Below are 21832 nucleotides of genomic sequence, written 5' to 3'. Positions count from 1 at the left end.
TCAGGACGGCACCGAGGTCGCGGCCACGTCGCCTGTGCCGGTCTTTGCGGCCTTCGCGGAGGCAAGAGTGTCGCGCAGATCTTGTTCCATCTTGATCAGCTCTTCCTCTGCCTTGGCGCGGCGGGCCTTGCCCTCGTCTGCGATGCGCATGGAATCCTCAATGGTGCCGATAAGGTCCGCGTTCGCCTGCTTGACCGCTTCGATATCGAAGACGCCGCGCTCCATCTCTTCGCGGATCATGGCGTTGCTGTCGCGCAGGTTGGAGGCGTTGGAGGTCAGCAGCTCGTTGGTCAGGTCGTTGGCATCGCGCACGGCGGCGGCAGCCTGTTTGGACCGCTGGAGGGTGACGGCCTGCGCCAATTGTGTTTCCCACAGGGGCACGGTGTTCACGAGCGTGGAATTGATCTTTGTCACCAGTGACTTGTCGTTTTCCTGCACCAGTCGGATCGACGGCAACGACTGCATTGTGACCTGACGGGTCAGTTTCAGGTCGTGCACGCGGCGTTCCAGATCATCGCGGGCGCCGCGCAGGTCGCGGAGTTCCTGAGCCTTCATGACCTGCTCGCCTTCGGGGGCGTTCTGGACTTCGTTGTCCTTCGCAGGGATGGCGATGCTGTCCAGTTCCTGCAGCTTTTCCTCACCCGCCGCGATGTACAGCGCCAGTTCGTCATAGAATTGCAGGGTCTTTTCATACAGCAGATCGAGCGACTTGATGTCCTTGAGCAGCGCGTGCTCGTGCTTCAGAAGATCCTCGGTCACCCGGTCGATCTGGCCTTGCACCTCTTCGTAGCGCGCGGTGAATTTCGCGAAGGGGGCGGCGCGGCCGATCAGTTTTTCCCACCACGAGCGATCGCGGCGCACGTCCAACTCCGAGACAGAAAAGCCCCGGATGGTGGTGACGATACCGCGCAGGCTGTCCCCTGCCGGGCCCACGTCCTTGTTGCGCACATCCGTCAGCATCGCCTGCGAGATGGTCTGCAGCTCCGCCTGTGCCGCAGAGCCAAAAGAGACGATGGACTGCGTATCGTGCATGTCGATTTCATCCATGCGCGCGCGGATTTCTTCGGAGGTTTCCGAGGTCGCGTCTTTCATGGGAACGATGGCATTGGCCTCCTTCGGCTCCGGCAGCACTGTGGCGTTCACTTCGTCAACCATCTGGAGCGTCTGTTCAGCGCCTTGGCGCACGTTCTCGGACATTGGGAAAATTCCTCATTTCGTAAAAATCAGCGCATCTCGCGATCAAGATGAACGCCCTCGCGCTGCAAACGATCCCGCAGCACGTCAATTTCAATCGTCAGATCGGTGTTGTCTTCCAACAGCAGCTTGCGATGTTTCTGATCAAAGCTGTCTTCGAGATCGGTCAGCAGCATCATGAAGTCGCTCTTTGCTTGGCGATCCTGGCTTCGGGCGTAGATATCAGCGAATTTGATCGCCGCATCCTTGGCCCCCATCAGGTAGACGCCCAGATACCTGCGCGCAGCGGTCAGGTCGCGGGGATCTTCTTCGACGGTGCGGATCATCTCGCGCACCTTGAGGGCGAAGCGGTCCACACGGGCCTCGACAGTGCGGTCGTCCGCGCGTTTGACGGCGTCGATCATGTCGGCGAGGTGCCTTTCGGCCTCATCGATAACGCGGGCCACGCGGTCCTGTTGGAACGTGTCGATGCCTTCCATGCCCTTGTTCGTCATCGGGTCGATGCCGAACGCGCCGATGTGCAGCGCCGTTGCAACGACACCGTAAATCGCCGGAACCACGATCCCAGCGGAAGATGTCCACGCGGCCAAGGCTGCCCCGACGCCACACAGCGCAGCGGCAAACAGCTTGCGGGGGATGGCGGGGCGGCGGGCGATCTTGCGGTCGTTGTAGGCGGCCTCGGCATTCATGCCGTCGCGCAACAGCCATGCGCCGAGCACCAGCGATCCCGCCCCGAGCAAACCCATGGCCATATCCACCGGCGCTTCGTTGATCGAGGTAAACGCCAGGATCAGACCGGGGATGAACATGACGTTCGACCGGGCACCCGCGGGCGCGACCCTGGCGCCTTTATACGCGGGGCGATCGTCTTGATCCACCGCGGATTGCGAGCCGCCGTCAGGGCTGTATTTGCCGCCGAACCGTCTGGCCATGCTTACAGTCCCCCGAGCCAGCCGGTGGTTACTCCAAACAGGAGCATAAGCAGCAGCACGAAGCTGATTTTCTGCAAGGCTTTTCCGGACATGCGTGCCCCTTGGCGTTTCACTCTATGCGTGAAACTTAGGGGCTAAATGCTGCACTTGCTAGGGGCAACCGTTTGAGGACTGCGTCGCTCGCACGAATTCTGGGTTCATTGCCACGAGTCGGGGCAGGGGCGTCCTGTGCGATTACGCGGGGGTGTTGCTGGGCATCCGGTTAAGTAGGATGTCAGCCTCAACCTCGAAGGCGTCCTTGTCGCCGCGCACGCGGATCTTGCGGGCGCTGGTTTCAAAACTCTCAGTCATGACCTCAAGTTTTGCAATGTAGCGACGGCGGGCAAAAGCCGAGCTTTCCCGCGCATTTCCCATGCACAGCCGGTTTGACTCCGCGTCCAACAGGCTGATGAATTTATCCATCGGGCGCTGCAGCCGCAGCACAGATTCCGGGTCACGGGTGAAGCTGCGCAACAGGCGCATGACCAGGTGGCGCGCGGCCTCTGTCCGGCGGGTTAGTTCCGCGTCCTCAAGCATGGCAATGCGGTCAGCGATCTGCGTCAGCGCGTGTTCCGTGCGCTCCGTTGCGATCTGCGCTTGCAGGCCCGTGTCAGGGGAGGCGGTTGCGAGGGGAATCTTGTCGCGGAGCGGGTCGGTTCCGAAGGCGGCATTGCCGAGGCCGACGGCCATCCCGCCGATTATCAACGGCACAAGAATGCTGTCAAAGTGGTGCCCTGCCAGAAGCGTGACCAGCAGGCCCAGGAGCACTTCACCAAGGATTTTTCGCGGAATGCGCGGCGCGCGCGCGCCGGGGGTGTTGGTGTAGGCATAATGTCGGCGTTGGCCTGTCGCGATCAGGCGAATGGCAACGCACAGCAACCACAGTTGCATAAAGGCCGTCGCCACATCGGAAAATGTTCCCTCAAAGAGCCAGGCTACCAATGGAAGGGCGGCGATGAGCAGGATGTTCAGGCCGGAGTCGATTTCCGCCTCGGATGGGGGCGTTTCCATGTTTCGGTTGTGCAGCAGAGCGCGTGGCATGACAGTCACCCCCAGAAGCTCAGCGTAAAGATCAAAAGCCACAGCAAGGCAAAGGCCGTGCGTCGCGTCAGCTCTCCCTTGTCGAGGAAACGCTTCGTGCTGACCCGCAGCATCTCGTAGGTGTCCTGAACAACAGAACGGAGATTCGCCAGCACCATCAGTGCGGATCCGAAAAGGATAAGAAGGGCGAGTGTCGTGGTCATCATGAGGCTTAACCTGCGGACCAAACCGGGCAAAAACGCGGCGGTCAGCGGGAAAAACCTTGAATTCGTAAATGGGAGGTTAACGCTCCGCAAAAAATTTATGAATATCAGTTACCCGATGAGCGCCCTTTGCCCGACCCGCGAGACGGCCCCTTGCCACCGGGTTTGGGCCCCTTGTTGAAAGGCTTTCCGCCCGGCTTGTTGGGTTTTCCGAACGGCTTGCCGGCGCCGGCAGGTCGATCACCGGGTTTGCCAAAGCTCTTGCCTGCCCCCGTGGGACGATCGCCGGGCTTGCCTGCGCCTTTGCCATAAGGTTTGCCGGACGCGCCGCGCGCGTTTTCCGGGAGGCTGTCGTCGCGCACTACGCCACGGCGCACCGGCGGCCCACGGCGACCGGCAGGCTTGGTGCTGCGGGCCTCTGGCGCGACGGGGGCGTCCGGTCGTGGCTTGCGATTGCGCGTCACACGGGGTTTGCTTGGCGCCTCGGGTTCCGGCGTGTCGGGCATGCCGAGCTGATCGCGCAGGATCTTGCGGCGGATTTCCTGAACTTCGCCTTCCTTCAGCTGGCCCAACTGGAATGGTCCATAGGAGACACGGATCAGGCGGTTCACGTTCAGGCCGATGTCCAGCATGGCGCGGCGAATCTCGCGGTTCTTGCCCTCGCGCAGGCCGACGGTGAGCCAAGCGTTGGCACCTTGCTGGCGGTCGAGAGACACGATCATCGGCTGGAAAGACTGCCCATCCACGGTGATCCCGTCGCGCAGTGGCTGCAGATCCGCATCGGTCGGGCGCCCGTTGACGCGCACGCGATAGCGTCGCAGCCAGCCGGTCGACGGCAGTTCCAGCTTGCGCTTCACCCCGCCGTCATTGGTCAGCAAAAGCAACCCTTCGGAATTCAGGTCAAGCCGACCCACGGACATGACTCGCGGCAGATCCTCCGGCAGATCGTCAAAGATCGTCCTGCGGCCCTGCTCGTCCTTGGTGGTCGTCACGAGGCCGGTGGGCTTGTGATACATCCACAGGCGCGCCTCGTCGGCGGCCTCCAGCGGGGTGTCATCCACTGTGATCCGGTCGGTGTCGGTGACATTCAACGCGGGCGAGGTCACGGTTTCACCGTTCACGGTGACGCGGCCTTCTTCGATCATGCGTTCGGCTTCGCGGCGGCTGGCGCGGCCGGCGCGGGCGATGACCTTAGCGATTCGGTCTCCGGGAGGGGTCTTGTTATCCATTTTGATCCCATAGCGCGCGAAGGGGGGCGGGGGGAAGCGGCTTTCCCACCTGCGACGCGCAAGGTACAAGGCGCAATGAGCTTTCGGTCGTATATGGATGAGGCGCTGAGCATGGCGCGCGAGGCCGGTGCACGTGGCGAAGTGCCGGTGGGTGCCGTGGTTGTGTCGCCATCAGGGGACGTCGTGGCGCGCGATGGCAACCGCACGCGGGAGCTGTGCGACCCCACCGCACATGCAGAGGTGCTGGTCCTGCGCGCGGCCTGTGCCGCCCTCGGGTCGGACCGCCTGCCCGGGCATGATCTGTATGTCACGCTGGAGCCGTGCCCCATGTGCGCGGCGGCGATCTCCTTTGCGCGGATCGGGCGGGTGTATTATGGCGCGTCGGACCCGAAATCGGGGGGAGTCGAACGCGGTGCGCGGGTGTTTTCCCAGCCGCAGTGCCATCATGTGCCCGAGGTGTATGATGGCATATCGGCGGAGCCCGCCGCCGCGCTGTTGCGTGATTTTTTCAAGGAGCGACGGTGATGGCGCGTGTGATCTTGCTGAACAAACCTTTCGGGATGTTGTCGCAATTTACCGACAAGGGCACCGAAGGATCTGCGCGCCCGACCTTGAGCGACGTGGTCAAGGTGCCCGGCGTCTACCCCGCCGGCCGATTGGATCGCGATTCAGAAGGGCTTTTGGTGCTGACAGATGACGGCAGGCTTCAGGCGCGCATCGCCTCGCCCAAGTTCAAACAGCCAAAGACCTATTTTGTGCAGGTCGAAGGCACGCCAGATGCCGCGCAGTTGCAGGCGTTGCGCGACGGCGTGACACTCAAGGACGGCAAAACGCTGCCTGCCACCTGCGAGCAGATCGACCAGCCCGACCTCTGGGAGCGTGAGCCGCCGGTAAGATACCGCAAGACGGTGGCCGATTCGTGGATCTCCCTGACGATCCGCGAGGGCAAGAACCGCCAGGTGCGGCGCATGACGGCCCATGTGGGCCTGCCTTGCCTGCGGTTGGTGCGCTGGTCTGTGGGCGATTGGTCAGTTGAAGGACTGGACCCCGGCGCGTGGCGCGAGGGCTGAAGGTCAGACCCCGGCTTAAACCCACTTCGCCAGGGGCGGCAGGCTCATGAGAACCGCATTTGCGTCATGCCCTGTGGCGAGGCCGAATTTCGTGCCTCGGTCGTAGACAAGATTGTACTCGGCATAAAGCCCGCGGTGGATCAGCTGCACATCCTTGTCGGCGTCGTCACAGGGCTGCACACGGCGCTTTTCCACCAATGGCAGGTAGGCGGGCAGGAAAGCGCGGCCAATATCCTGTGTCAGGGCGAAATCCGCCTCCCAGTCGCCCGTATTGCGGTCGTCCATGAAGATGCCGCCAACGCCTCGCGCGCGCTTGCGATGGGGGATGTAGAAATACTCGTCCGCCCATGCCTTCAATTCCGGATAAAGGTCCTCGCCATGCGGATCGAGGTGGGTCTTCTGCGTGGCGTGGAAATGCGCTGTGTCGTCGTCGTACTCAATGCAAGGGTTCAGGTCGGAACCGCCGCCAAACCACCATGCGCCGGGCGTCCAGAACATGCGCGTGTTCATATGCACCGCCGGACATTGCGGGTTCTGCATATGCGCCACGAGAGAAATGCCCGAGGCCCAGAACCGTGGGTCCGCTTCGATCCCCGGCACCCCCCGCGCGGCCATGGCCTTCTGCGCAGGCGTTCCAAGCGTGCCGTAGACGGTGGACACGTTGACCCCAACCTTCTCGAACACGCGCCCGCCGCGCATCACGCTCATCAAGCCGCCGCCCGCGTCGGACCCATCGTCGGCATGACGCTTTGTCTGCGTGACTTCGAACCGACCGGGTGCATCTTCGGAAAACGGGCCAGTGTCGTGGCTGTCTTCCAACGCCTCGAAGGCCTCGACGATCTGATCACGCAGCGCGCGGAACCAATCGCTGGCGCGTTTCTTTTCGGTGTCCATCATGTCGCTCATGGCTGCGGCTCCTCCGTCCCGTTTCGGCGCGCAGCCTAGTGGCGTCACCAGACAGGGGCAATGTGTCGTCGATGCCGCGCGGCTGTCTTCTTTGGTTTGAAAAATACTCTGCGGGTTTCGAGGCGAAGACCCCATCGGGTCGCCTCGTCGCCGCGAGGCGACGTCAATGAATAGGAGCGGCCACAGGATCCAGGAGCGAGCGGCCCCCGTCGACGGTCATCACCTGTCCGGTCATGAAGCCAGAGCCGTCGGAAGCCAGAAACTGTACGGTTTCCGCCAACTCCTTTGCTGCAGCAATGCGGCCCAGCGGCGTGTGCGCCTCGATCAGCGAACGCAGCTCTTTGTTTTCCTTCAGGACTTGCTTCAGGCTGGTGGACATCACCGATCCAAATGCCACCGCATTCACGCGAATGCGTTCCGGCGCCAAGGCCACCGCAAAAGAGCGCGTCATCTGATCCATGGCCGCACAGCTTACCGAGTAGGCCAGCAAATTCGGGTGCGTGCGGCGGGCGGCGATGGAAGACAGGTTGACGATGGCCCCGACCTGCCCTTCGGTCTGCCCTTCGGCTTGTTTGATCATACGTTTGGCGACCATCTGAGACAGCCTGTAGGCGTTCGACAGGTTCTGACTGAGCATTGTGTCCAGAGTGTCATCTTCCGGATCCAGCGGATCGGACGGCAACACCTGCCGCGACCCGTTGATCAGAATGTCGACCCGGTCATAGGAATCCAGCGTTGCCGAAAGCAGGTTGGCCATGGTCAGCCGTTCGCGCAGGTCGCCCGCGAAGTACTTGATGTTGCCGTCTTCATCGACCTTGTCACACTCTTTGCAAAGCTTTTCCTCGTCCATGTCGGCGAGCATGACATTCGCGCCTTTTTCAGCGAAGTGCCGCGCGATGGCGAGACCCACCCCGGTTGCGGCACCTGTGACGATGGCAGTCTTGCCTTCGATAGAGAAGCTCATGAACGATTCCCTGATGGTTTAAGGGGCACCCTAGCGCGGCTCACCGACGAGGGCGAGACGGCCGCGAGGCATGCAGCAGTTTGAAGCGGTTGTCGCCGCCGACTTCGGAAACTTCCTTGAAGTTCTCGCCAAGCGCGGTCTCGTAAGGAAGGTGCCGATTGGCCACCATCCAGAGGTGGCCGTGCGGGGCCAGCATCCCGGCGGCGGAGGCGATAAAGGCGCGTCCCAGCGCGGGGTCTGCCTTGCGGCCCACATGGAACGGAGGGTTCATAACCACCACGTCCAGCTTTGCCGGCGGCGTCCAGCTGGTGGCATCGGCCCAATGGAATGCGGCGCGGGGATCGGTCACATTCTGACGGGCGCAGTCGAGCGCGGCGTGATCCGTTTCCACCAGGTGCAGGGATTTGACACCTTCGTGGCGCAGCACCTCGCGCGACAGCCAGCCCCAGCCCGCGCCGAGATCCGCCATGTTGCCTTTGAACGTCTCGGGCAGTGCTGCGGCCAGTGCGATGGAGGCCGGGTCCGGCGCATCGGCGGAGAACACGCCGGGCGCAACCCAATCGCCATGGGCGTTTTTTGTCATGGCCGGGCGGGCCCATTCGGACAGCGCGTCGCCCGGTTTCAGCCAGAGGCATTTGCCATGCGCCTTGGACACCTGCCCATCCAGGGAGGCGCGCTGTTTTACGGCTTTCATAATGGATTCGATGCCGTCGGTCTTGGCACCGTCGATCACCAGAAGCGGCGCATGGGCGGCGGCCTGTGCGATGCGTGCCTCTGCCAGATCGCGGGCGCGGGGCAGGGTGACTATGGCGGCGGCATAGTCGCCGTCCGGCGCGGTCTGAACCGCAATGCCGCGGGTCTTCCAGGCTTCAAACGCGACCGCATCGGGTTGGATCACGGTGATCTGCGTCGGGTCCAATCCGTCCAGCGGCGCATCGGCGGGGGCGCCGAACAGCGCAACAGGACCGTCTGGAAGGACAAGGCCACCCTGTTCGATGGCATGAAGGATGCGTTCGGAACTCATGGCGTCAGGCCCCAGTGGTTATGAAAACCCCGGCCCTATTCCTTTTCCATGGTGCACTGCAAGGGGTGCTGGTGCCTGCGGGCGAAGTCCATCACCTGTCCGACCTTGGTTTCCGCGATTTCGTGGCTGAAAACGCCCACAACTGCGACGCCCTTTTTGTGCACGGTCAGCATGATTTCGAACGCTTGTGCGTGCGTCATGCCAAAAAACCGTTCCAGCACGTGAACGACGAATTCCATCGGCGTGTAATCATCATTGAGCAGGAGCACCTTATACAGCGGCGGTTTTTTGGTCCGCGGCTTGGTGTCGACGACGACACCTGCGTCGCCTTCGCCATCGTCGGGCGCGTTTCCTGCCATTGTCCAAGTCAAGGTGGATTGCATCATGAGCGGTCTTGCTTTGCGTTTCCGGAATAGGCCTCATTATATAGCGGGACGAGCCGTGGCGAAAAGGGGTTCACGGAGTATGAGGTGTAAATGGCGCAGAATCTCTTAACAATTGGTTTCGATGCGGACGATACGCTGTGGCACAACGAGCGTTTCTTCAAGCTGACGCAGGACAGATTCGCGGACTTGCTGAAGGATCACGCCGATCGTGACCACCTTTCGGAGCGTCTTGTGGCGGCGGAGCGGCGCAACATCGGCCACTATGGCTTTGGCGTGAAGGGGTTCGTGCTGTCGATGATTGAAACCGCGCTGGAGGTGACGGACAATCGCGTCCCGGGTGCCGTGATCGGCGAGCTGATGGAGGCGGGGCGGGAGATGTTGCATCACCCGCTGGAACTGCTGCCGCACGCCCGCGCCGCCGTGGAGGCTGTGGCTGAAACGCATCACATCGTTCTTATCACCAAGGGGGATTTGCTGCACCAGGAGCGCAAGCTGGCGCAATCCGGGCTGGGGGAGCTGTTCAACGGCATCGAAATTGTGTCCGACAAGCAGCCAGAGGTCTACCAACGGATTTTTGGAGGGCGGCCCGGCGGTGTGGACGGCGCGATGATGGTCGGCAATTCGATGAAATCCGATGTTGTGCCGGCGCTGGAGGCGGGCAGCTGGGGCGTGCATGTGCCGCATGATCTTGCCTGGGCGTTGGAGCATGCGGACGTCCCCGAGGGGGCGTCACGGTTCCGTGAGATCGGAGACCTGTCAGATCTGTCAGACTTGGTTGCGGAGATCGGGTAACGCGGCTGACCGCGCCGCCATAAAGTCGCCACAATTCGCCACAATTGAAACACAATCCTACTGGTAGGGGGTGTGAGCGCCCTTTGCCCTAGATGTGGGCGTGATGTGCCTGCAAAACACCATGGAAATCAACAGCCTACGGTCTTTCCGGGAATCACTTATCGTGTTAAGTCTAATTTAACCACGGCACTCGCAGAATGGTGTTGGGCAAGAAGATCACCCACCGAAATATCGGGGGTAAGAGGCAGAAAGGCGGGACTCGTGACGGCACGTCGCAGGCAGTGGGGCCAGTATGGTCTCTGGATATTTACGTTCATGTGGCTGGTTCTTCTCCTGCCACTTCAGGCAACCGCCGCACCTTATGCGGCATTGGTGATGGATGCGCGCACCGGCAAGGTGCTGCACGCGCGCAACGCCGATACACGGCTCCATCCGGCATCCCTTACCAAGATGATGACACTCTATATCGCCTTCGAGGCGGTGCAGAACGGCGAGTTGTCGATGGATACCCTGGTGACCATTTCGCGCAACGCCGCGGCAGAGCCGCCGTCGAAGCTGGGCTTGCGGTCCGGTCAGACCATCGCGCTGCGCTATCTGGTGCGGGCCGCCGCCGTGAAGTCGGCCAATGATGCGGCGACGGCCATCGGCGAAGCGATCGAAGGGTCCGAGGCCGCCTTTGCCCGCCGTATGACCCGCACGGCAAAAGCGATGGGCATGTCCCGCACAACGTTCCGGAATGCGCACGGCTTGACCGAAGAGGGGCATTTGTCCACGGCGCGCGACATGTCGGAGCTCGGGCGGCACATGATCTATGACTACCCCCAATATTATAACCTGTTCAGCCGCGTGACAGCGGATGCGGGCGTCCGCAAAGTGTCGCACACCAACCGTCGGCTGCTGCAAAGCTACAAAGGTGCCGACGGTATCAAGACCGGTTACACCAATGCGGCCGGGTTCAACCTTGTGGCGTCGGCGGAGCGCGGCGGCGAGCGTATCATTGCCACGGTGTTTGGCGGGCGCTCCACGGCGTCGCGCAATGCCAAAGTCGCGGAACTGCTGGACCTCGGGTTCCAGCAATCGCCAAGCCGCGTTGCGCTGCATCGTCCGACGAAGCCGCCCTATCTGGGCAAAGGGGCAGGGCCGTCGGGGATCGTTGTGGCGAACACGGCGGCAGCGGTGCCGGGCACCGGGGCCAAATCGATCCGCGTGGCGAGTGCCGCCGTCAATCGCAGCCTGCGCCCCGCCGCCCGCCGCGCTGTCGCCGTACCGGGTGTTCCGGTGGGTGAAGTCGCGCCGCTCGTGGCCGAACTGGAAAACGAGATCGAAAACGTGCTGCGCGATGTGCAGGAAACCGCAGCGGCGTCTACCGTCCCTGTTGCCAGCGCCCCCCCCGCAGCGCCGGTTCAGACAGCGTCACTTGCCACGGCTGTCGTGGCACCGAAAGCTTCTGCAAAGCCAGCGGCCCGACCGGCGGGGGTGATTCCTGCCCGCGTCGTGACCTTGGATAAGCCGACCCAGGGGCGCGAAGCCGAAGTGGTCACGCGTCTGTCCACCAATGACAGCCGTCATTGGGGCATCAACATCGGCCGTTATCCCAGCCGTTTCGCCGCTGAAAAGGTGCTTTTGAAGACCGCTTTGGCCGAAACCGCCACATTGGATGGATCGCTGCGCAAGGTGGTGCAGGGCAACCGTGGGTTCGACGCGAACTTCATGGGTCTAACGCGCGACAGTGCGGAACTGGCCTGCAAGCGCCTGCAAGCACGCCAGATCAACTGCTTTATGGTCGGCCCAAGCTAAAACCTTCAGGCAGGTCGGGACGCGCCCGACCTGCCAATACGTCACAGAAGCTCAGACCTTCAGGACGATCTTGCCAATGTGGGTGGAGCCTTCCATCCGGGCATGGGCCGCCGCGGCCTCCTCAAGCGGAAATTCCGAATCCATCACCGGGGCGACCTTGCCTGCGTCGAGCAGCGGCCAGACCTTATCGCGGAGCTGCGCGGCGATCTCTGCCTTTGCGGCGTCGCTTTGCGGGCGCAGCGTGGAGCCGGTGATCGTCAGCCGTTTGGCCATGACCAGTGCAAAGTTCAGCTCCGCCTTGGGCCCTTGCAGAAAGGCGATGTGGACCATGCGCCCGTCGGTCGCCATGCATTTGACGTTGCGGGGGATGTAGTCGCCGCCGACCATGTCGAGGATCAGGTCGGCACCGCCCTCGGCATTCAGCACCTCACCGAAATCTTCCTCGCGGTAATTGATCGCGCGCTCGGCGCCCAGGTCGGTGCAGGCCTTGCATTTGTCCGCCGATCCCGCCGTGGCAAAGACCCGCGCGCCGAAATGCGTCGCCAGCTGGATGGCCGTGGTGCCGATACCGGAGGAGCCGCCGTGCACGAGAAACCGTTCGCCCGCTTGCAAGCCGCCACGCATGAAGACGTTCGACCAGACGGTGTAGAAGGTTTCGGGCAGGCACGCGGCCTCCTTCAGGCCCATGCCTTCCGGGATTGGCAGACAATGCGCGGCCGGCGTGGCCACGTACTCTGCATAGCCGCCGCCGGGCAGAAGGGCACAGACCATGTCACCGACCTTTGGCCAGTCTACGCCAGCCCCCACCGCCGTGACCTCGCCCGAGGCCTCCAGCCCCGGCAGATCAGACGCGCCCTTTGGTGGCGCGTAGCTGCCGGCGCGTTGCAGGGCGTCGGGGCGATTGACCCCGGCGTAGGCGACCTTGAGGATCACCTGCCCGGCTTGGGGTTCAGGCACCGGTCGGGTGCAGAGTTTGAGAACCTCTGGCCCGCCAGCCTCGGTGATTTCGATTGCGCGCATGTCAGTCATCGCTGCCTCCCTGTCATTTCGTGGGAAAGCTAGGGCGCGCAGGCCCGAAGGGAAAGCCCCGCCAGATCAGGCACCGGGCGTCCAGCCGCCCGGCAGGTCGTCGCGACGCGCAGAGGCCGGTGGCCTTACCCGGCCCAGAATGCGTGACGGCCCGGCGAACAGCGCGCTCAGCAGCTTGTTGTCACGAACGCCCGCCTTTGCCTTTTCAATGCGCATCACGTCCTCGATGCGGCGATCGAGAAAGGCCCAGGTCGCTTCATTTTCCAGCGAATCATCGCCCAGCCAGTACAGAACCGTAGACGAGTACACAGCGGAGAGGGTTGCGCGCTTTGTGTACCAGTTGAAATCCTCCGAGGTGTCGCCCAGCGCGGTCCAGATCGCATCCGCCGTGCCCCAGATCAGCTTGGCCCCGTCAGCCGCGTAGACGGGAAGCGAGAACAGCGTGGTGCCGCGACGCACGGCCTCGCGGTCCTCTGCCGCTTCGATCCGGGTGCGGACGGCAAAGATAACCTTGTCACGGAAGCGCATTTCCGACAAATCCGCCGCCTCCAGGCGTTTCAGCATCTCGGCATCGCCGCGTCTGTGATAGGCGACGGCGAGGTCCACGGCGCCACGGGGAAACAGCGCACGGGCCACGGTCATGTTGACGTCTGCATCCTTGACGGCGGCGCGAAAGGTGGTTTCTGACCACCCGTCAAAGGCGACGTGCATCATGGCGGCGTCCAGCAGGCGGTCTGCGGTATCGGGCATCAGGTGTTCCTTCCTTGGCGTTGACCACAGGGTAGACAAATAGTGCGGTGCTTGCTATAGGGCCACCTCCTGCACTCTAACTGAAACTCAAACCTAGAAAGGTGGTGAAAACCACATGCAGGTCAGTGTTCGTGACAACAATGTCGATCAGGCGCTCCGCGCTCTGAAGAAAAAGCTGCAGCGCGAAGGCGTGTTCCGCGAAATGAAGCTCAAGCAACATTTCGAGAAGCCGTCCGAGAAGAAAGCCCGTGAAAAGGCCGAAGCGATTCGTCGTGCCCGCAAGCTGGCGCGTAAGAAGGCCCAGCGCGAAGGTATGCTCTGAGAGCTGTAGCTTCCGAACTTACAAGAGTTGACGACCCCCGGGACAGCCGTCTTCGGGGGTTTGTCGTGTTTTAAGGGGAGGCCCGCGCCTCTGGTCGGCAGCGGTGAGGGTTGCGCTTGCCCGGAGGGTTGATAGCGTCCGGTGTCCGCTGCGTGTGCACGTCGGTCGGGCGCGGCGTGTTCGACGTGCAGTTCGCATCCGCACCACGCCACATTTCTAACCGTGGACACGCTTACGCTTCCTACCGAGAGGAAACGACGCCTCGGCTGGAAAAGAACATGGGCTGGCTCAGAGGTGGTCGAAGAAATCCGGCCCGGCCTTGGCGAGCAGCTCCTTTGCCAGGCTCTCCCCCAGCGCAGCGCCGTCCTTGATAGAGCCGCTGATTTCGCCCGCGTGGGACAGGGAACCGTCGGTTTTCAGGATCTCGCCACGCAGCCGCAGTTGGTCGCCGTCCAGTTCCGCAAGCCCGGCGATGGGCGTCTCGCAAGAGCCATCCAGCGTTTTCAGAAAGGACCGCTCCGCCGCCAGTCGCAGGCCGGTGTCGTGGTGATGCAGCGGCGCCAAAAGGCGTTCGGTCAGCGCGTCTCCGACGCGACGTTCGATACCGATGGCACCTTGCGCGAGCGCAGGCAGCATGTCGTCGGTGTCGATGGGGGTCATCGGCACGCCGGGGATCTTCATCCGTTTCAAGCCAGCGCAGGCGAGAAATGTGGCAAAGGCCACGCCGTCCTCAAGCTTTTTCAGCCGGGTCTGCAGGTTGCCGCGAAATTCCACGACCTCAAGATCGGGACGGCGGTTCAGCAGTTGCGCGCGACGGCGCAGCGAGGAGGTGCCGACGACCGCGCTTTGGGGCAGATCGTGGATGGTGTCCGCGTGCGAGCAGATAAACGCGTCGCGGGTGTCTTCGCGTGGCAGGTAACAGTCGAGCATCAGGCCCTCGGGCTGCACGGTCGGCATGTCCTTCATGGAATGCACCGCGATGTCGATGCCGCCAGCCAGAAGCGCTTCTTCGATCTCCTTGGTGAACAGACCCTTGTTGCCGATTTCCTTCAGCGGAATGTCATTGGCAATCATCGAGCGGTCGTCCCCGGTCGTCTTTATGATCACGATCTCGAACGCCTCCTGAGGCAGATCGAAAGCTGTCATCAGACGCTCGCGCGTTTCATGAGCTTGCGCGAGGGCCAACGGCGACCCACGGGTGCCGATTTTCAGTGGAGCGGAGGGAGATGGCATCTGTGTCATGGGTGAAAGCTTTATTCGGCAGACTGTCGGCTGGCAACCATGACAGTATTGCCCTAAGTGCGAAGCAGAGACTTGAGGGAGGCCCCGATGACAAAGACCATTCTGCGCGCACTGGCGGGCGAAACGCTTGAAACGCCACCGATCTGGATGATGCGCCAAGCGGGTCGTTACCTGCCGGAGTACAAGGCCACGCGCGCCGAGGCCGGGGATTTCCTGTCGCTGTGCTACAATCCTGAACTGGCCGCCGAGGTGACGCTGCAGCCGCTGCGCCGCTACGGGTTTGACGCGGCAATCCTGTTTGCCGACATCCTGCTGCTGCCGCAGGCGCTGGGCGCGGATTTGTGGTTCGTCACCGGTGAGGGGCCGCGCCTGTCCACAGTCACGACGCAGGCGGATTTCGACAAGCTGGGCCGTGGGGAGATGATTCACGACACGCTCAACCCGATCTACGAGACGGTGAAAATCCTGCGCCGCGAATTGCCCGAGGATGTGACGCTGATCGGCTTTGCCGGTGCGCCTTGGACCGTGGCGACTTACATGATCGCGGGGCAGGGCACCAAGGACCAAGGCCCGGCGCACGCGCTGAAGGCCGAAAACCGTCCCTTGTTCGAGGCGCTGATTGACCGGCTGACCGAAGGTACCATCGACTACCTGACCAAACAGGTCGAGGCTGGCGCTGAAGTGGTGAAGATCTTCGACAGCTGGGCTGGGTCGCTCAAAGGCGAAGATTTCGACAAATACGCGCTGGAACCGGCGCGGGTGATCACGTCAGAGCTGAAGTCACGTTTCCCGGACCTGCCGGTCATCGGCTTTCCGCGTCAGGCGGGCGACAAATACATCGGGTTCCACAAGGCGACGGGTGTTGACTGTGTGGCAGTGGACGATTCGGTCTCGCCTGAGTGGATTGCCGAGAACGTGCAGCCGGGCGGCTGCGTGCAGGGCAACCTGAAGAACACGCATCTGGTGACCGGGGGGCAGGCATTGATCGATGAGACCAAGCACGTGGTCGAGGCGCTGTCCAAGGGGCCTCACATATTCAACCTTGGTCACGGGATCACACCGGACGCTGATCCGGAAAACGTGCAGATCATGATCGACGCAGTGCGCGGATGAGATCAGTGGGGCGCAGATGCCGGTTGGTCATCTGCGCCCCCATCGATTGCGGCGTCCCGGCGGTGTTCTCGTAGATACACGAACAGGCCAGAGGCGATATCAACGCACAGCCGCGCCACGTCGTCAGGCCGGGCCATTCACCAAAGGTCAGCCAGCGGCAATCCGATGTCTCCGAAGGGCGCAGTTGTGATTGCGGCGTCGGCACGGCGGCAGGCGGCGCTCAAGCCCTGGCCATTCAGCCCGGTGAAAATACCCACGGCGATGAAGATCGGCCAATCGGCGTCGCTGGGCCAGTGCCACGCGCGCAGCAGGAAGCCGAGGCTTTGATTTTCGGGCCCGTCGCCAAAGCGTCCGTCGCCCGCGGACAGTCATTTGCTCGGCATGTCGTTGACCGTGATCGCAGCCACCCCAAGCAGATGCCAAGGGCAGGGGGCAGTCTGCAAGTCAGGCCATGGCCAATGCGTGATCCGAGCGTGCTGAACATATCTGAAAGCGTCATGAAGATGGCCTATGCGTTATTGCACAATTGCATTCTGACCCTGTCAGTCTAGGTTCCGTTTGCGCAAACGAAAGGCATTTTGCATGACGATGGTCGAGATTTCAGGCGTGAAAAAACGCTACGAGGGCGGGTTCGAGGCGCTTCGCGGCGTGGATCTGATGATCAAGGATGGCGAGATTCTCGCGCTTCTTGGCCCGAACGGAGCGGGGAAGACGACGCTGATTTCGGCCGTTTGCGGAATCACCCTGCCCACCGAGGGCACGATTCGGGTCGGCGGGCATGATGTGGTGACCGACTACCGTGCGGCGCGCGATCTGATTGGATTGGTGCCACAGGAAATCAACCTCGAACCATTTGAGAAAGTCATCAACACGGTGCGCTTTACCCGCGGTCTGTTTGGCAAGGCGCGCAACGACGCTCTGGTGGAGGACGTCCTGCGCAAGCTGTCTCTGTGGGACAAGCGCGATTCTGCTGTTAAGGAACTGTCCGGTGGCATGAAGCGCCGGGTGCTGATCGCCAAGGCTCTGGCGCATGAGCCACGCGTGCTGTTCCTCGACGAGCCGACCGCCGGTGTCGATGTGGAGCTGCGCCGTGACATGTGGGAAGTCGTGGCGGAGCTGAAGCGTCAAGGTGTCACCATCATCCTGACCACACACTACATCGAGGAAGCCGAGGCCATCGCCGACCGCGTCGGTGTCATCAACCGCGGCCAGATCCTGCTGGTGGAGGAAAAGGATGCGCTGATGGCGCGCCTTGGCCAGAAAGAGCTGCGCATCGACCTGTCCGATCCGTTGGATGCCGTGCCGCCCAGCTTGCAGGAATTTGATCTGACACTGACCGAAGATCGGCAGCGGCTGGTCTACACGTATCACAGCGGGGCGGAACGCACGGGCATTGGCCGACTGATGGCCGCGGTTGCCAGCGCCGGGCTGAAGGTCCGGGACGTTTCGACGGCGCAGAACTCGCTAGAAGATATCTTTGTCGGTCTTGTGGCCGAGCAGGAAGAGGAGGACGCGGCATGAACTGGCGCGCAGTTGCAGCGATTTATCGCTTTGAAATGACAAGGTTCTTTCGCACTCTTTTTCAAAGCTTCATCTCTCCGGTCATCTCCACCTCCCTGTATTTCGTCGTCTTTGGCGCGGCGATCGGGTCACGCATCGACACGGTGGAGGGTGTGGACTACGGCGCCTTCATCGTGCCGGGGCTGATCATGCTGTCGGTCATGACGCAATCGCTGTCGAACGGGGCCTTCGGGATCTATTTTCCGAAATTTGTCGGGACTATTTACGAGCTTTTGTCCGCGCCGGTGAACTTTTTGGAAATCGTCATGGGCTACGTTGGCGCGGCGGCGACCAAGGCCTTGTTCATCGGGGTTGTGATTCTTGGGACCGCGTCGCTGTTCGTGGATCTGACGATCCAGCATCCGCTGGCGATGCTGCTGTTTCTGGTGCTGACCTGTCTCAGCTTCGCGCTGTTCGGGTTCATCATCGGGATCTGGGCCAAGAACTTTGAGCAGTTGCAGCTGGTGCCGCTGCTGGTGGTGACACCACTGGTGTTCCTTGGCGGCTCTTTTTACTCGGTCTCCATGCTGCCGCCGGTCTGGCAGACGATCACCATGTTCAACCCGGTGCTTTACCTGATCTCCGGGTTCCGCTGGGCGTTCTTTGGCATGGCTGATGTGCCAGTGGGTGTGTCGCTGCTGGCGATTGCAGGGTTCTTTTGCCTGTGCCTTGGCATCATCTGGTTGATCTTCAGAACCGGTTGGCGCATCCGCAGCTAATTGACAGCGGGCGAAACACAGGCCCGGCGCATTTTTAGATGTGCGCCGGGACACCTTGGCCGCCAAGCAGTCGATCGGTGGTCATACCCCCAATCCACATGCACAGAAGGGCGAGCCACGCGGTTCCAGCGAAGATCGAGCCGCCGGAGACACCGGCGCCGATGGCACAGCCCCCCGCCAGCATTCCGCCGAAGCCCATCAAAAACGCCCCGATTATGGCGTTGCGCATAGGGGTCGGGCCGTCGAACCCCTGCACGGACAGCTCCTTGGCCCACAGGGCCGAGAGGAACGCGCCAAGGACCACGCCCGGCACCAGTCCGATGTCGAATTCCAGACCCTGATTGCGATCAAGAACGAACATCAACGTGTTGGCCGAGGGTCCGGTGAAGGTCAGGCTTTCGATCTGGACAGGGTCAAAGGCGCTTTGGGCCAGCGTATAGGTCAGTCCGTAGCCCACGGCAGCGGCAAACCCGACGCCAGACGCAAAGAACAGCCGGGGCGCACCAATGTTGCTGCGGCGCGACAGCTCCAACGCGATCAGGGCAATGACCAGACCGATGACGAGACCAGCCTCGCGCGGCAGATGCAGCGCTGAAAGCAGGTCCATATTGCGCCCGCCCGAGGTGATCCAGAGCGCGGCCAGCCGATCCCGCAAGGGGGCCAGCCAGCCGGTCATCGCCATCTGAGCCGTCACTGCAAAAATCAGGCCGGACACCAGCGACCTAAGGTTGCCTGTCGCCGCCAGCACCAGGAGCCGTCCGGAGCAGCCGCGTGCCAGCACCATGCCTGCGCCGAAAAGGAGACCGCCGATCACCGCGCCGGACCACGATCCCGGCACCGCCATCATGCGGGCGTCGCGCGTGTCGAGAATCCCCGAAAGCTGTGCGCCTTGCACCCAGACCACAGCAGTCGAAAAGGTCAGCAGCCAGACCGCGACCTTGTCCTGCATGTGGCCCCGCGCGAATTCCACTGTTGCGGCGCGCAGACAAAACCGCGAGCGCTGTGCCGCGATACCAAATATCACCCCGGTGATCAGGCCGAAAAGCGCGGCTGTCGGGCTTTCTCCGATCCGATCAAGCAGGGGTACGATGTCCATGGCTGAGCCTTTCAAGCGATGTATGCGCGCTTGTGCCAGAAGCCGTGGCGATGTGATTTGACTCAGATCAGTCAGATGCGAATGTGTGCATGTCTATCGCCTTTCCTGAACCGACACCAACTTTGATGCCTTGCGCATGTAAATTTTCTCGCCAAGTCGCGTTTGCGCCGCTAAGGGCATAGGCATGAAACCGATCTCCATTGCCGAAGCCCATACGCTGCCGATCTGGCGGCGTCCGATCACGCTGCTGTTTCTCATGGCGATTGCCATGCCGCTGAGCTTTGCCACGTGGTCGGCTCTGCTGAACAACTTTGTCATCGAGGTGGCGCAGTTCGATGGGTCCGACATCGGCTGGTTGCATACGGTGCGCGAGATCCCGGGCTTTCTCGCCATTGGTGTGATCTTGGTCATCATGGTGATGCGAGAGCAGGTTCTGGCGTTGGTGTCGCTGGCGCTTTTGGGCGTGGCGACAGCGGTCACCGCATGGTTTCCCACCATGGGCGGGCTGCTGATGGTGACGCTTTTGTCGTCGATCGGCTTTCACTATTACGAAACGGTAAACCAGTCCCTGCAGCTGCAATGGCTGACCAAGGAACGCGCGCCGCAGATGCTGGGCTGGCTGATCGCCGCGGGTTCTGCCGCGACGTTGCTGTCCTACGGGGTGATCGTTCTGACGTGGGAGACGCTGGACCTGAGCTATGACACGGTGTTCATGGCGTCCGGCGGGCTGACCCTGATCATCGTGGGTTACTGCGCAGCCGTTTTTCCGCAGTTTGAAAGCCCCAACCCGCAGGTGAAAAAGTTTCTCCTGCGCCGCCGGTACTGGCTCTATTACGCGCTGCAATTCATGGCGGGCGCGCGGCGGCAGATCTTTGTTGTCTTTGCCGGGTTCATGATGGTCGAACGCTTCGGCTTTGACGTGCACGAAGTCACGGCGCTGTACCTGGTAAACCTCGTTGCGAATATCGTGATCGCACCGGTTTTTGGCCGGGCCGTGTTCAAATTCGGGGAGCGCAACACGCTCGTGTTCGAATATGTCGGGCTGGCCGTGGTGTTCGCGCTGTATGGCGGAATCTACTGGTTCGGCTGGGGGGTGGCTCTGGCGGCGACGCTATATGTGGTGGATCATTTGTTTTTTGCCATGGCGCTGGCGCTGAAAACCTATTTCCAGAAGATCGCCGACCCCGGAGATATCGCCCCCACCGCCGCAGTTGCCTTTACCATCAACCACATCGCGGCTGTGTTCCTGCCTGCGGGCCTTGGATATCTGTGGCTTGTGTCGCCCGGAGCGGTTTTTGGCATGGCGACCGGATTTGCGCTGATCTCACTGGTGCTGGCGCTAATGATCCCGCGCCACCCGGAGCCCGGCAACGAGACGCGGTTTTCGGCCCTGATGCCGACGCCTGCGGAATAACGCGCCTTCTGGCGTGTGCCGCCAAGCTGGTGTATGCGCGTCGCAACGCCTTACGGAGAGACCCCGATGCCCACTTGGACCGCCTTTACCACGCTTAACGACAAAGACCGCGCCGAGGCGCTGGGCGAGGCCATGGAAGAGCTGGAGCCGGAACCCACAGGGGTTGGCGTCTTCGAGATCGAGGATGACTCCGGCACATGGGAAGTGGGCGGCTACTTTATCGAGACCCCGAACGAGGTCGAGCTGGCGCTGTTGGCGGCTGCATTTGGCGCAAAGCCTTTCGTCGTCTCCGAGGTGCCTGACACGGATTGGGTGGACAAAGTGCGCCGTGAGCTGACGCCGGTCGTGGCGGGCCGCTTCTTTGTTTATGGCAGCCACGACGAAGACAAGATCCCCGAAGGGTCGGAACCGCTGTTGATCGAGGCCGCCATGGCCTTTGGTACCGGACACCACGGCACCACGCAGGGTTGCCTTGAGGCATTGGATTCGCTGGCCAGCGAGGGATTCGTCGGTCAAAATGTGGCGGATATCGGTTGCGGAACCGCAGTTCTGGGCATGGGGGCTGCGCGCATCTGGCCGAACCCGGTGATTGTATCCGACATTGACGAGGTGGCCGTCGAGGTGGCCGAGGCCAACGTCCGTGCCAACAACCTGACCGACAAGGTGATCTGCGTCGAAGCCGCGGGCTTTGAAAACGATGCCCTGCATGAGCGCGCGCCGTTTGATCTGGTTTTTGCCAATATCCTGAAGCAGCCGCTGATTGATCTGGCGCCCTCGATGAAGGCACATGTGAGCGACGGCGGCTACATGATTCTCTCCGGCATCCTGACCCGTCAGGCAGACGACGTGGTCGCGGCCTATGCGGAGCAGGGCATTTCCGAAGTCCGGCGCGGTGTGATTGGCGATTGGGTGACACTGCTGCTGCGCAAATAAGACTGGTTAACGGCTAATTTGCGTAAAATCAGGGGCAGATGCCGCAATTCCGCCGCAATCTTTGGGTAGAAATGTGT

General features: G+C 62.0%; 23 protein-coding genes. 10 read left to right on the top strand and 13 right to left on the bottom strand.

Annotated features, from left to right (window positions below; translation table 11 throughout):
• From J4E08_RS16830 to J4E08_RS16810, 5 genes are all read right to left on the bottom strand, one after another.
• The gene (locus J4E08_RS16830) at positions 1–1197 is read right to left on the bottom strand and encodes a toxic anion resistance protein (protein ID WP_349539490.1); all 1197 of its coding nucleotides are present in this window, start codon (positions 1195–1197) and stop codon (positions 1–3) included.
• Between the two features lie 26 nt (positions 1198–1223).
• Complete coding sequence (locus J4E08_RS16825) at positions 1224–2126, bottom strand: 5-bromo-4-chloroindolyl phosphate hydrolysis family protein (RefSeq protein ID WP_349539489.1); 903 nt, start codon at positions 2124–2126, stop codon at positions 1224–1226.
• Positions 2127–2360: 234 nt separating this feature from the next.
• The gene (locus J4E08_RS16820) at positions 2361–3206 is read right to left on the bottom strand and encodes a hypothetical protein (RefSeq protein WP_349539487.1); all 846 of its coding nucleotides are present in this window, start codon (positions 3204–3206) and stop codon (positions 2361–2363) included.
• 5 nt (positions 3207–3211) lie between these two features.
• Positions 3212–3412 carry a hypothetical protein gene (locus tag J4E08_RS16815; RefSeq protein ID WP_183966796.1) on the bottom strand — a complete coding sequence of 67 codons (201 nt, stop codon included), beginning with the start codon at positions 3410–3412 and terminating at the stop codon, positions 3212–3214.
• A gap of 104 nt (positions 3413–3516) precedes the next feature.
• Entirely contained in the window at positions 3517–4638 is a 1122-nt protein-coding gene (locus tag J4E08_RS16810) for a pseudouridine synthase (RefSeq protein ID WP_349539486.1), read from the bottom strand.
• Between the two features lie 75 nt (positions 4639–4713).
• Between J4E08_RS16810 and J4E08_RS16805 the strand changes: the two genes are divergently transcribed.
• Positions 4714–5163, top strand: a complete 450-nt coding sequence (locus J4E08_RS16805) for a nucleoside deaminase (protein ID WP_183966800.1) — start codon at positions 4714–4716, stop codon at positions 5161–5163.
• Entirely contained in the window at positions 5163–5708 is a 546-nt protein-coding gene (locus J4E08_RS16800; protein WP_349539485.1) for a pseudouridine synthase, read from the top strand. The genes J4E08_RS16805 and J4E08_RS16800 overlap by 1 nt, the downstream gene beginning before the upstream one ends.
• Positions 5709–5723: 15 nt before the next feature.
• On the opposite strand, the gene hemF is transcribed toward J4E08_RS16800, so the two are convergent.
• From hemF to clpS, 4 genes are all read right to left on the bottom strand, one after another.
• On the bottom strand, positions 5724–6614 hold the full coding sequence (hemF, locus tag J4E08_RS16795) for an oxygen-dependent coproporphyrinogen oxidase (protein ID WP_349539484.1): 891 nt from the start codon (positions 6612–6614) through the stop codon (positions 5724–5726).
• A gap of 163 nt (positions 6615–6777) precedes the next feature.
• Positions 6778–7578 (bottom strand): SDR family NAD(P)-dependent oxidoreductase, encoded by an 801-nt coding sequence (locus J4E08_RS16790; protein ID WP_183966806.1) that lies wholly within the window; start codon positions 7576–7578, stop codon positions 6778–6780.
• A gap of 40 nt (positions 7579–7618) precedes the next feature.
• Entirely contained in the window at positions 7619–8602 is a 984-nt protein-coding gene (locus J4E08_RS16785; RefSeq protein WP_349539483.1) for a class I SAM-dependent methyltransferase, read from the bottom strand.
• A gap of 35 nt (positions 8603–8637) precedes the next feature.
• The gene (clpS, locus tag J4E08_RS16780) at positions 8638–8961 is read right to left on the bottom strand and encodes an ATP-dependent Clp protease adapter ClpS (RefSeq protein WP_183967022.1); all 324 of its coding nucleotides are present in this window, start codon (positions 8959–8961) and stop codon (positions 8638–8640) included.
• Positions 8962–9078: 117 nt separating this feature from the next.
• Between clpS and J4E08_RS16775 the strand changes: the two genes are divergently transcribed.
• On the top strand, positions 9079–9780 hold the full coding sequence (locus tag J4E08_RS16775) for an HAD family hydrolase (protein ID WP_349539482.1): 702 nt from the start codon (positions 9079–9081) through the stop codon (positions 9778–9780).
• A gap of 315 nt (positions 9781–10095) precedes the next feature.
• Complete coding sequence (locus J4E08_RS16770; protein ID WP_183966812.1) at positions 10096–11577, top strand: D-alanyl-D-alanine carboxypeptidase family protein; 1482 nt, start codon at positions 10096–10098, stop codon at positions 11575–11577.
• Between the two features lie 51 nt (positions 11578–11628).
• On the opposite strand, the gene J4E08_RS16765 is transcribed toward J4E08_RS16770, so the two are convergent.
• Together J4E08_RS16765 and J4E08_RS16760 are read right to left on the bottom strand one after the other, a co-directional pair.
• Complete coding sequence (locus J4E08_RS16765; protein WP_183966814.1) at positions 11629–12606, bottom strand: NAD(P)H-quinone oxidoreductase; 978 nt, start codon at positions 12604–12606, stop codon at positions 11629–11631.
• Positions 12607–12672: 66 nt separating this feature from the next.
• The gene (locus J4E08_RS16760) at positions 12673–13356 is read right to left on the bottom strand and encodes a COQ9 family protein (RefSeq protein WP_183966822.1); all 684 of its coding nucleotides are present in this window, start codon (positions 13354–13356) and stop codon (positions 12673–12675) included.
• Between the two features lie 115 nt (positions 13357–13471).
• Here J4E08_RS16760 and rpsU point away from each other — a divergent pair, with 115 nt between their 5' ends.
• Entirely contained in the window at positions 13472–13678 is a 207-nt protein-coding gene (gene rpsU / locus J4E08_RS16755; RefSeq protein WP_008207378.1) for a 30S ribosomal protein S21, read from the top strand.
• Between the two features lie 288 nt (positions 13679–13966).
• Here rpsU and hemC read toward each other — a convergent pair whose 3' ends face one another.
• Positions 13967–14920: a hydroxymethylbilane synthase gene (gene hemC, locus J4E08_RS16750; RefSeq protein WP_349539481.1), complete on the bottom strand. Its 954-nt coding sequence runs from the start codon at positions 14918–14920 to the stop codon at positions 13967–13969.
• Positions 14921–15007: 87 nt separating this feature from the next.
• On the opposite strand from hemC, the gene hemE reads away from it, so the two are divergent.
• The 3 genes from hemE (at position 15008) to J4E08_RS16735 (ending at position 18312) form a co-directional block, all read left to right on the top strand.
• A complete protein-coding gene (gene hemE, locus J4E08_RS16745; RefSeq protein WP_349539480.1) occupies positions 15008–16033 on the top strand; it encodes a uroporphyrinogen decarboxylase in 1026 nt (341 codons plus the stop codon).
• 582 nt (positions 16034–16615) lie between these two features.
• Entirely contained in the window at positions 16616–17554 is a 939-nt protein-coding gene (locus tag J4E08_RS16740; protein ID WP_349539479.1) for an ABC transporter ATP-binding protein, read from the top strand.
• Entirely contained in the window at positions 17551–18312 is a 762-nt protein-coding gene (locus J4E08_RS16735) for an ABC transporter permease (RefSeq protein WP_349539478.1), read from the top strand. The genes J4E08_RS16740 and J4E08_RS16735 overlap by 4 nt, the downstream gene beginning before the upstream one ends.
• Before the next feature lie 34 nt (positions 18313–18346).
• Here J4E08_RS16735 and J4E08_RS16730 read toward each other — a convergent pair whose 3' ends face one another.
• Positions 18347–19408, bottom strand: coding sequence for a YeeE/YedE family protein (locus J4E08_RS16730; protein WP_349539477.1), 1062 nt, complete (start codon positions 19406–19408; stop codon positions 18347–18349).
• A gap of 184 nt (positions 19409–19592) precedes the next feature.
• Here J4E08_RS16730 and J4E08_RS16725 point away from each other — a divergent pair, with 184 nt between their 5' ends.
• Both J4E08_RS16725 and J4E08_RS16720 read left to right on the top strand, forming a co-directional pair.
• Positions 19593–20822 carry an MFS transporter gene (locus J4E08_RS16725; RefSeq protein ID WP_349539476.1) on the top strand — a complete coding sequence of 410 codons (1230 nt, stop codon included), beginning with the start codon at positions 19593–19595 and terminating at the stop codon, positions 20820–20822.
• Between the two features lie 66 nt (positions 20823–20888).
• Positions 20889–21755 (top strand): 50S ribosomal protein L11 methyltransferase, encoded by an 867-nt coding sequence (locus J4E08_RS16720; RefSeq protein WP_349539475.1) that lies wholly within the window; start codon positions 20889–20891, stop codon positions 21753–21755.
• The last annotated feature ends 77 nt before the right edge of the window (positions 21756–21832 follow it).

This window comes from Sagittula sp. NFXS13, from assembly GCF_040148795.1.
Lineage (GTDB): Bacteria > Pseudomonadota > Alphaproteobacteria > Rhodobacterales > Rhodobacteraceae > Sagittula > Sagittula marina.
This window is presented reverse-complemented; position numbering and strand designations above follow the sequence as displayed.

What these genes read in the sequence shown, in the direction of transcription:
- J4E08_RS16730 (WP_349539477.1), bottom strand. Translation starts at nt 19,408, where the DNA reads ATGGACATCGTACCCCTGCTTGATCGGATCGGAGAAAGCCCGACAGCC.
- hemE (WP_349539480.1), top strand. Translation starts at nt 15,008, where the DNA reads ATGACAAAGACCATTCTGCGCGCACTGGCGGGCGAAACGCTTGAAACG.
- clpS (WP_183967022.1), bottom strand. Translation starts at nt 8,961, where the DNA reads ATGGCAGGAAACGCGCCCGACGATGGCGAAGGCGACGCAGGTGTCGTC.
- J4E08_RS16830 (WP_349539490.1), bottom strand. Translation starts at nt 1,197, where the DNA reads ATGTCCGAGAACGTGCGCCAAGGCGCTGAACAGACGCTCCAGATGGTT.
- J4E08_RS16815 (WP_183966796.1), bottom strand. Translation starts at nt 3,412, where the DNA reads ATGATGACCACGACACTCGCCCTTCTTATCCTTTTCGGATCCGCACTG.
- J4E08_RS16765 (WP_183966814.1), bottom strand. Translation starts at nt 12,606, where the DNA reads ATGACTGACATGCGCGCAATCGAAATCACCGAGGCTGGCGGGCCAGAG.
- J4E08_RS16785 (WP_349539483.1), bottom strand. Translation starts at nt 8,602, where the DNA reads ATGAGTTCCGAACGCATCCTTCATGCCATCGAACAGGGTGGCCTTGTC.
- J4E08_RS16720 (WP_349539475.1), top strand. Translation starts at nt 20,889, where the DNA reads ATGCCCACTTGGACCGCCTTTACCACGCTTAACGACAAAGACCGCGCC.
- J4E08_RS16760 (WP_183966822.1), bottom strand. Translation starts at nt 13,356, where the DNA reads ATGCCCGATACCGCAGACCGCCTGCTGGACGCCGCCATGATGCACGTC.
- rpsU (WP_008207378.1), top strand. Translation starts at nt 13,472, where the DNA reads ATGCAGGTCAGTGTTCGTGACAACAATGTCGATCAGGCGCTCCGCGCT.
- J4E08_RS16805 (WP_183966800.1), top strand. Translation starts at nt 4,714, where the DNA reads ATGAGCTTTCGGTCGTATATGGATGAGGCGCTGAGCATGGCGCGCGAG.
- J4E08_RS16825 (WP_349539489.1), bottom strand. Translation starts at nt 2,126, where the DNA reads ATGGCCAGACGGTTCGGCGGCAAATACAGCCCTGACGGCGGCTCGCAA.
- J4E08_RS16775 (WP_349539482.1), top strand. Translation starts at nt 9,079, where the DNA reads ATGGCGCAGAATCTCTTAACAATTGGTTTCGATGCGGACGATACGCTG.
- J4E08_RS16725 (WP_349539476.1), top strand. Translation starts at nt 19,593, where the DNA reads ATGAAACCGATCTCCATTGCCGAAGCCCATACGCTGCCGATCTGGCGG.
- J4E08_RS16735 (WP_349539478.1), top strand. Translation starts at nt 17,551, where the DNA reads ATGAACTGGCGCGCAGTTGCAGCGATTTATCGCTTTGAAATGACAAGG.
- hemC (WP_349539481.1), bottom strand. Translation starts at nt 14,920, where the DNA reads ATGACACAGATGCCATCTCCCTCCGCTCCACTGAAAATCGGCACCCGT.
- J4E08_RS16770 (WP_183966812.1), top strand. Translation starts at nt 10,096, where the DNA reads ATGTGGCTGGTTCTTCTCCTGCCACTTCAGGCAACCGCCGCACCTTAT.
- J4E08_RS16740 (WP_349539479.1), top strand. Translation starts at nt 16,616, where the DNA reads ATGACGATGGTCGAGATTTCAGGCGTGAAAAAACGCTACGAGGGCGGG.
- hemF (WP_349539484.1), bottom strand. Translation starts at nt 6,614, where the DNA reads ATGAGCGACATGATGGACACCGAAAAGAAACGCGCCAGCGATTGGTTC.
- J4E08_RS16810 (WP_349539486.1), bottom strand. Translation starts at nt 4,638, where the DNA reads ATGGATAACAAGACCCCTCCCGGAGACCGAATCGCTAAGGTCATCGCC.
- J4E08_RS16800 (WP_349539485.1), top strand. Translation starts at nt 5,163, where the DNA reads ATGGCGCGTGTGATCTTGCTGAACAAACCTTTCGGGATGTTGTCGCAA.
- J4E08_RS16790 (WP_183966806.1), bottom strand. Translation starts at nt 7,578, where the DNA reads ATGAGCTTCTCTATCGAAGGCAAGACTGCCATCGTCACAGGTGCCGCA.
- J4E08_RS16820 (WP_349539487.1), bottom strand. Translation starts at nt 3,206, where the DNA reads ATGCCACGCGCTCTGCTGCACAACCGAAACATGGAAACGCCCCCATCC.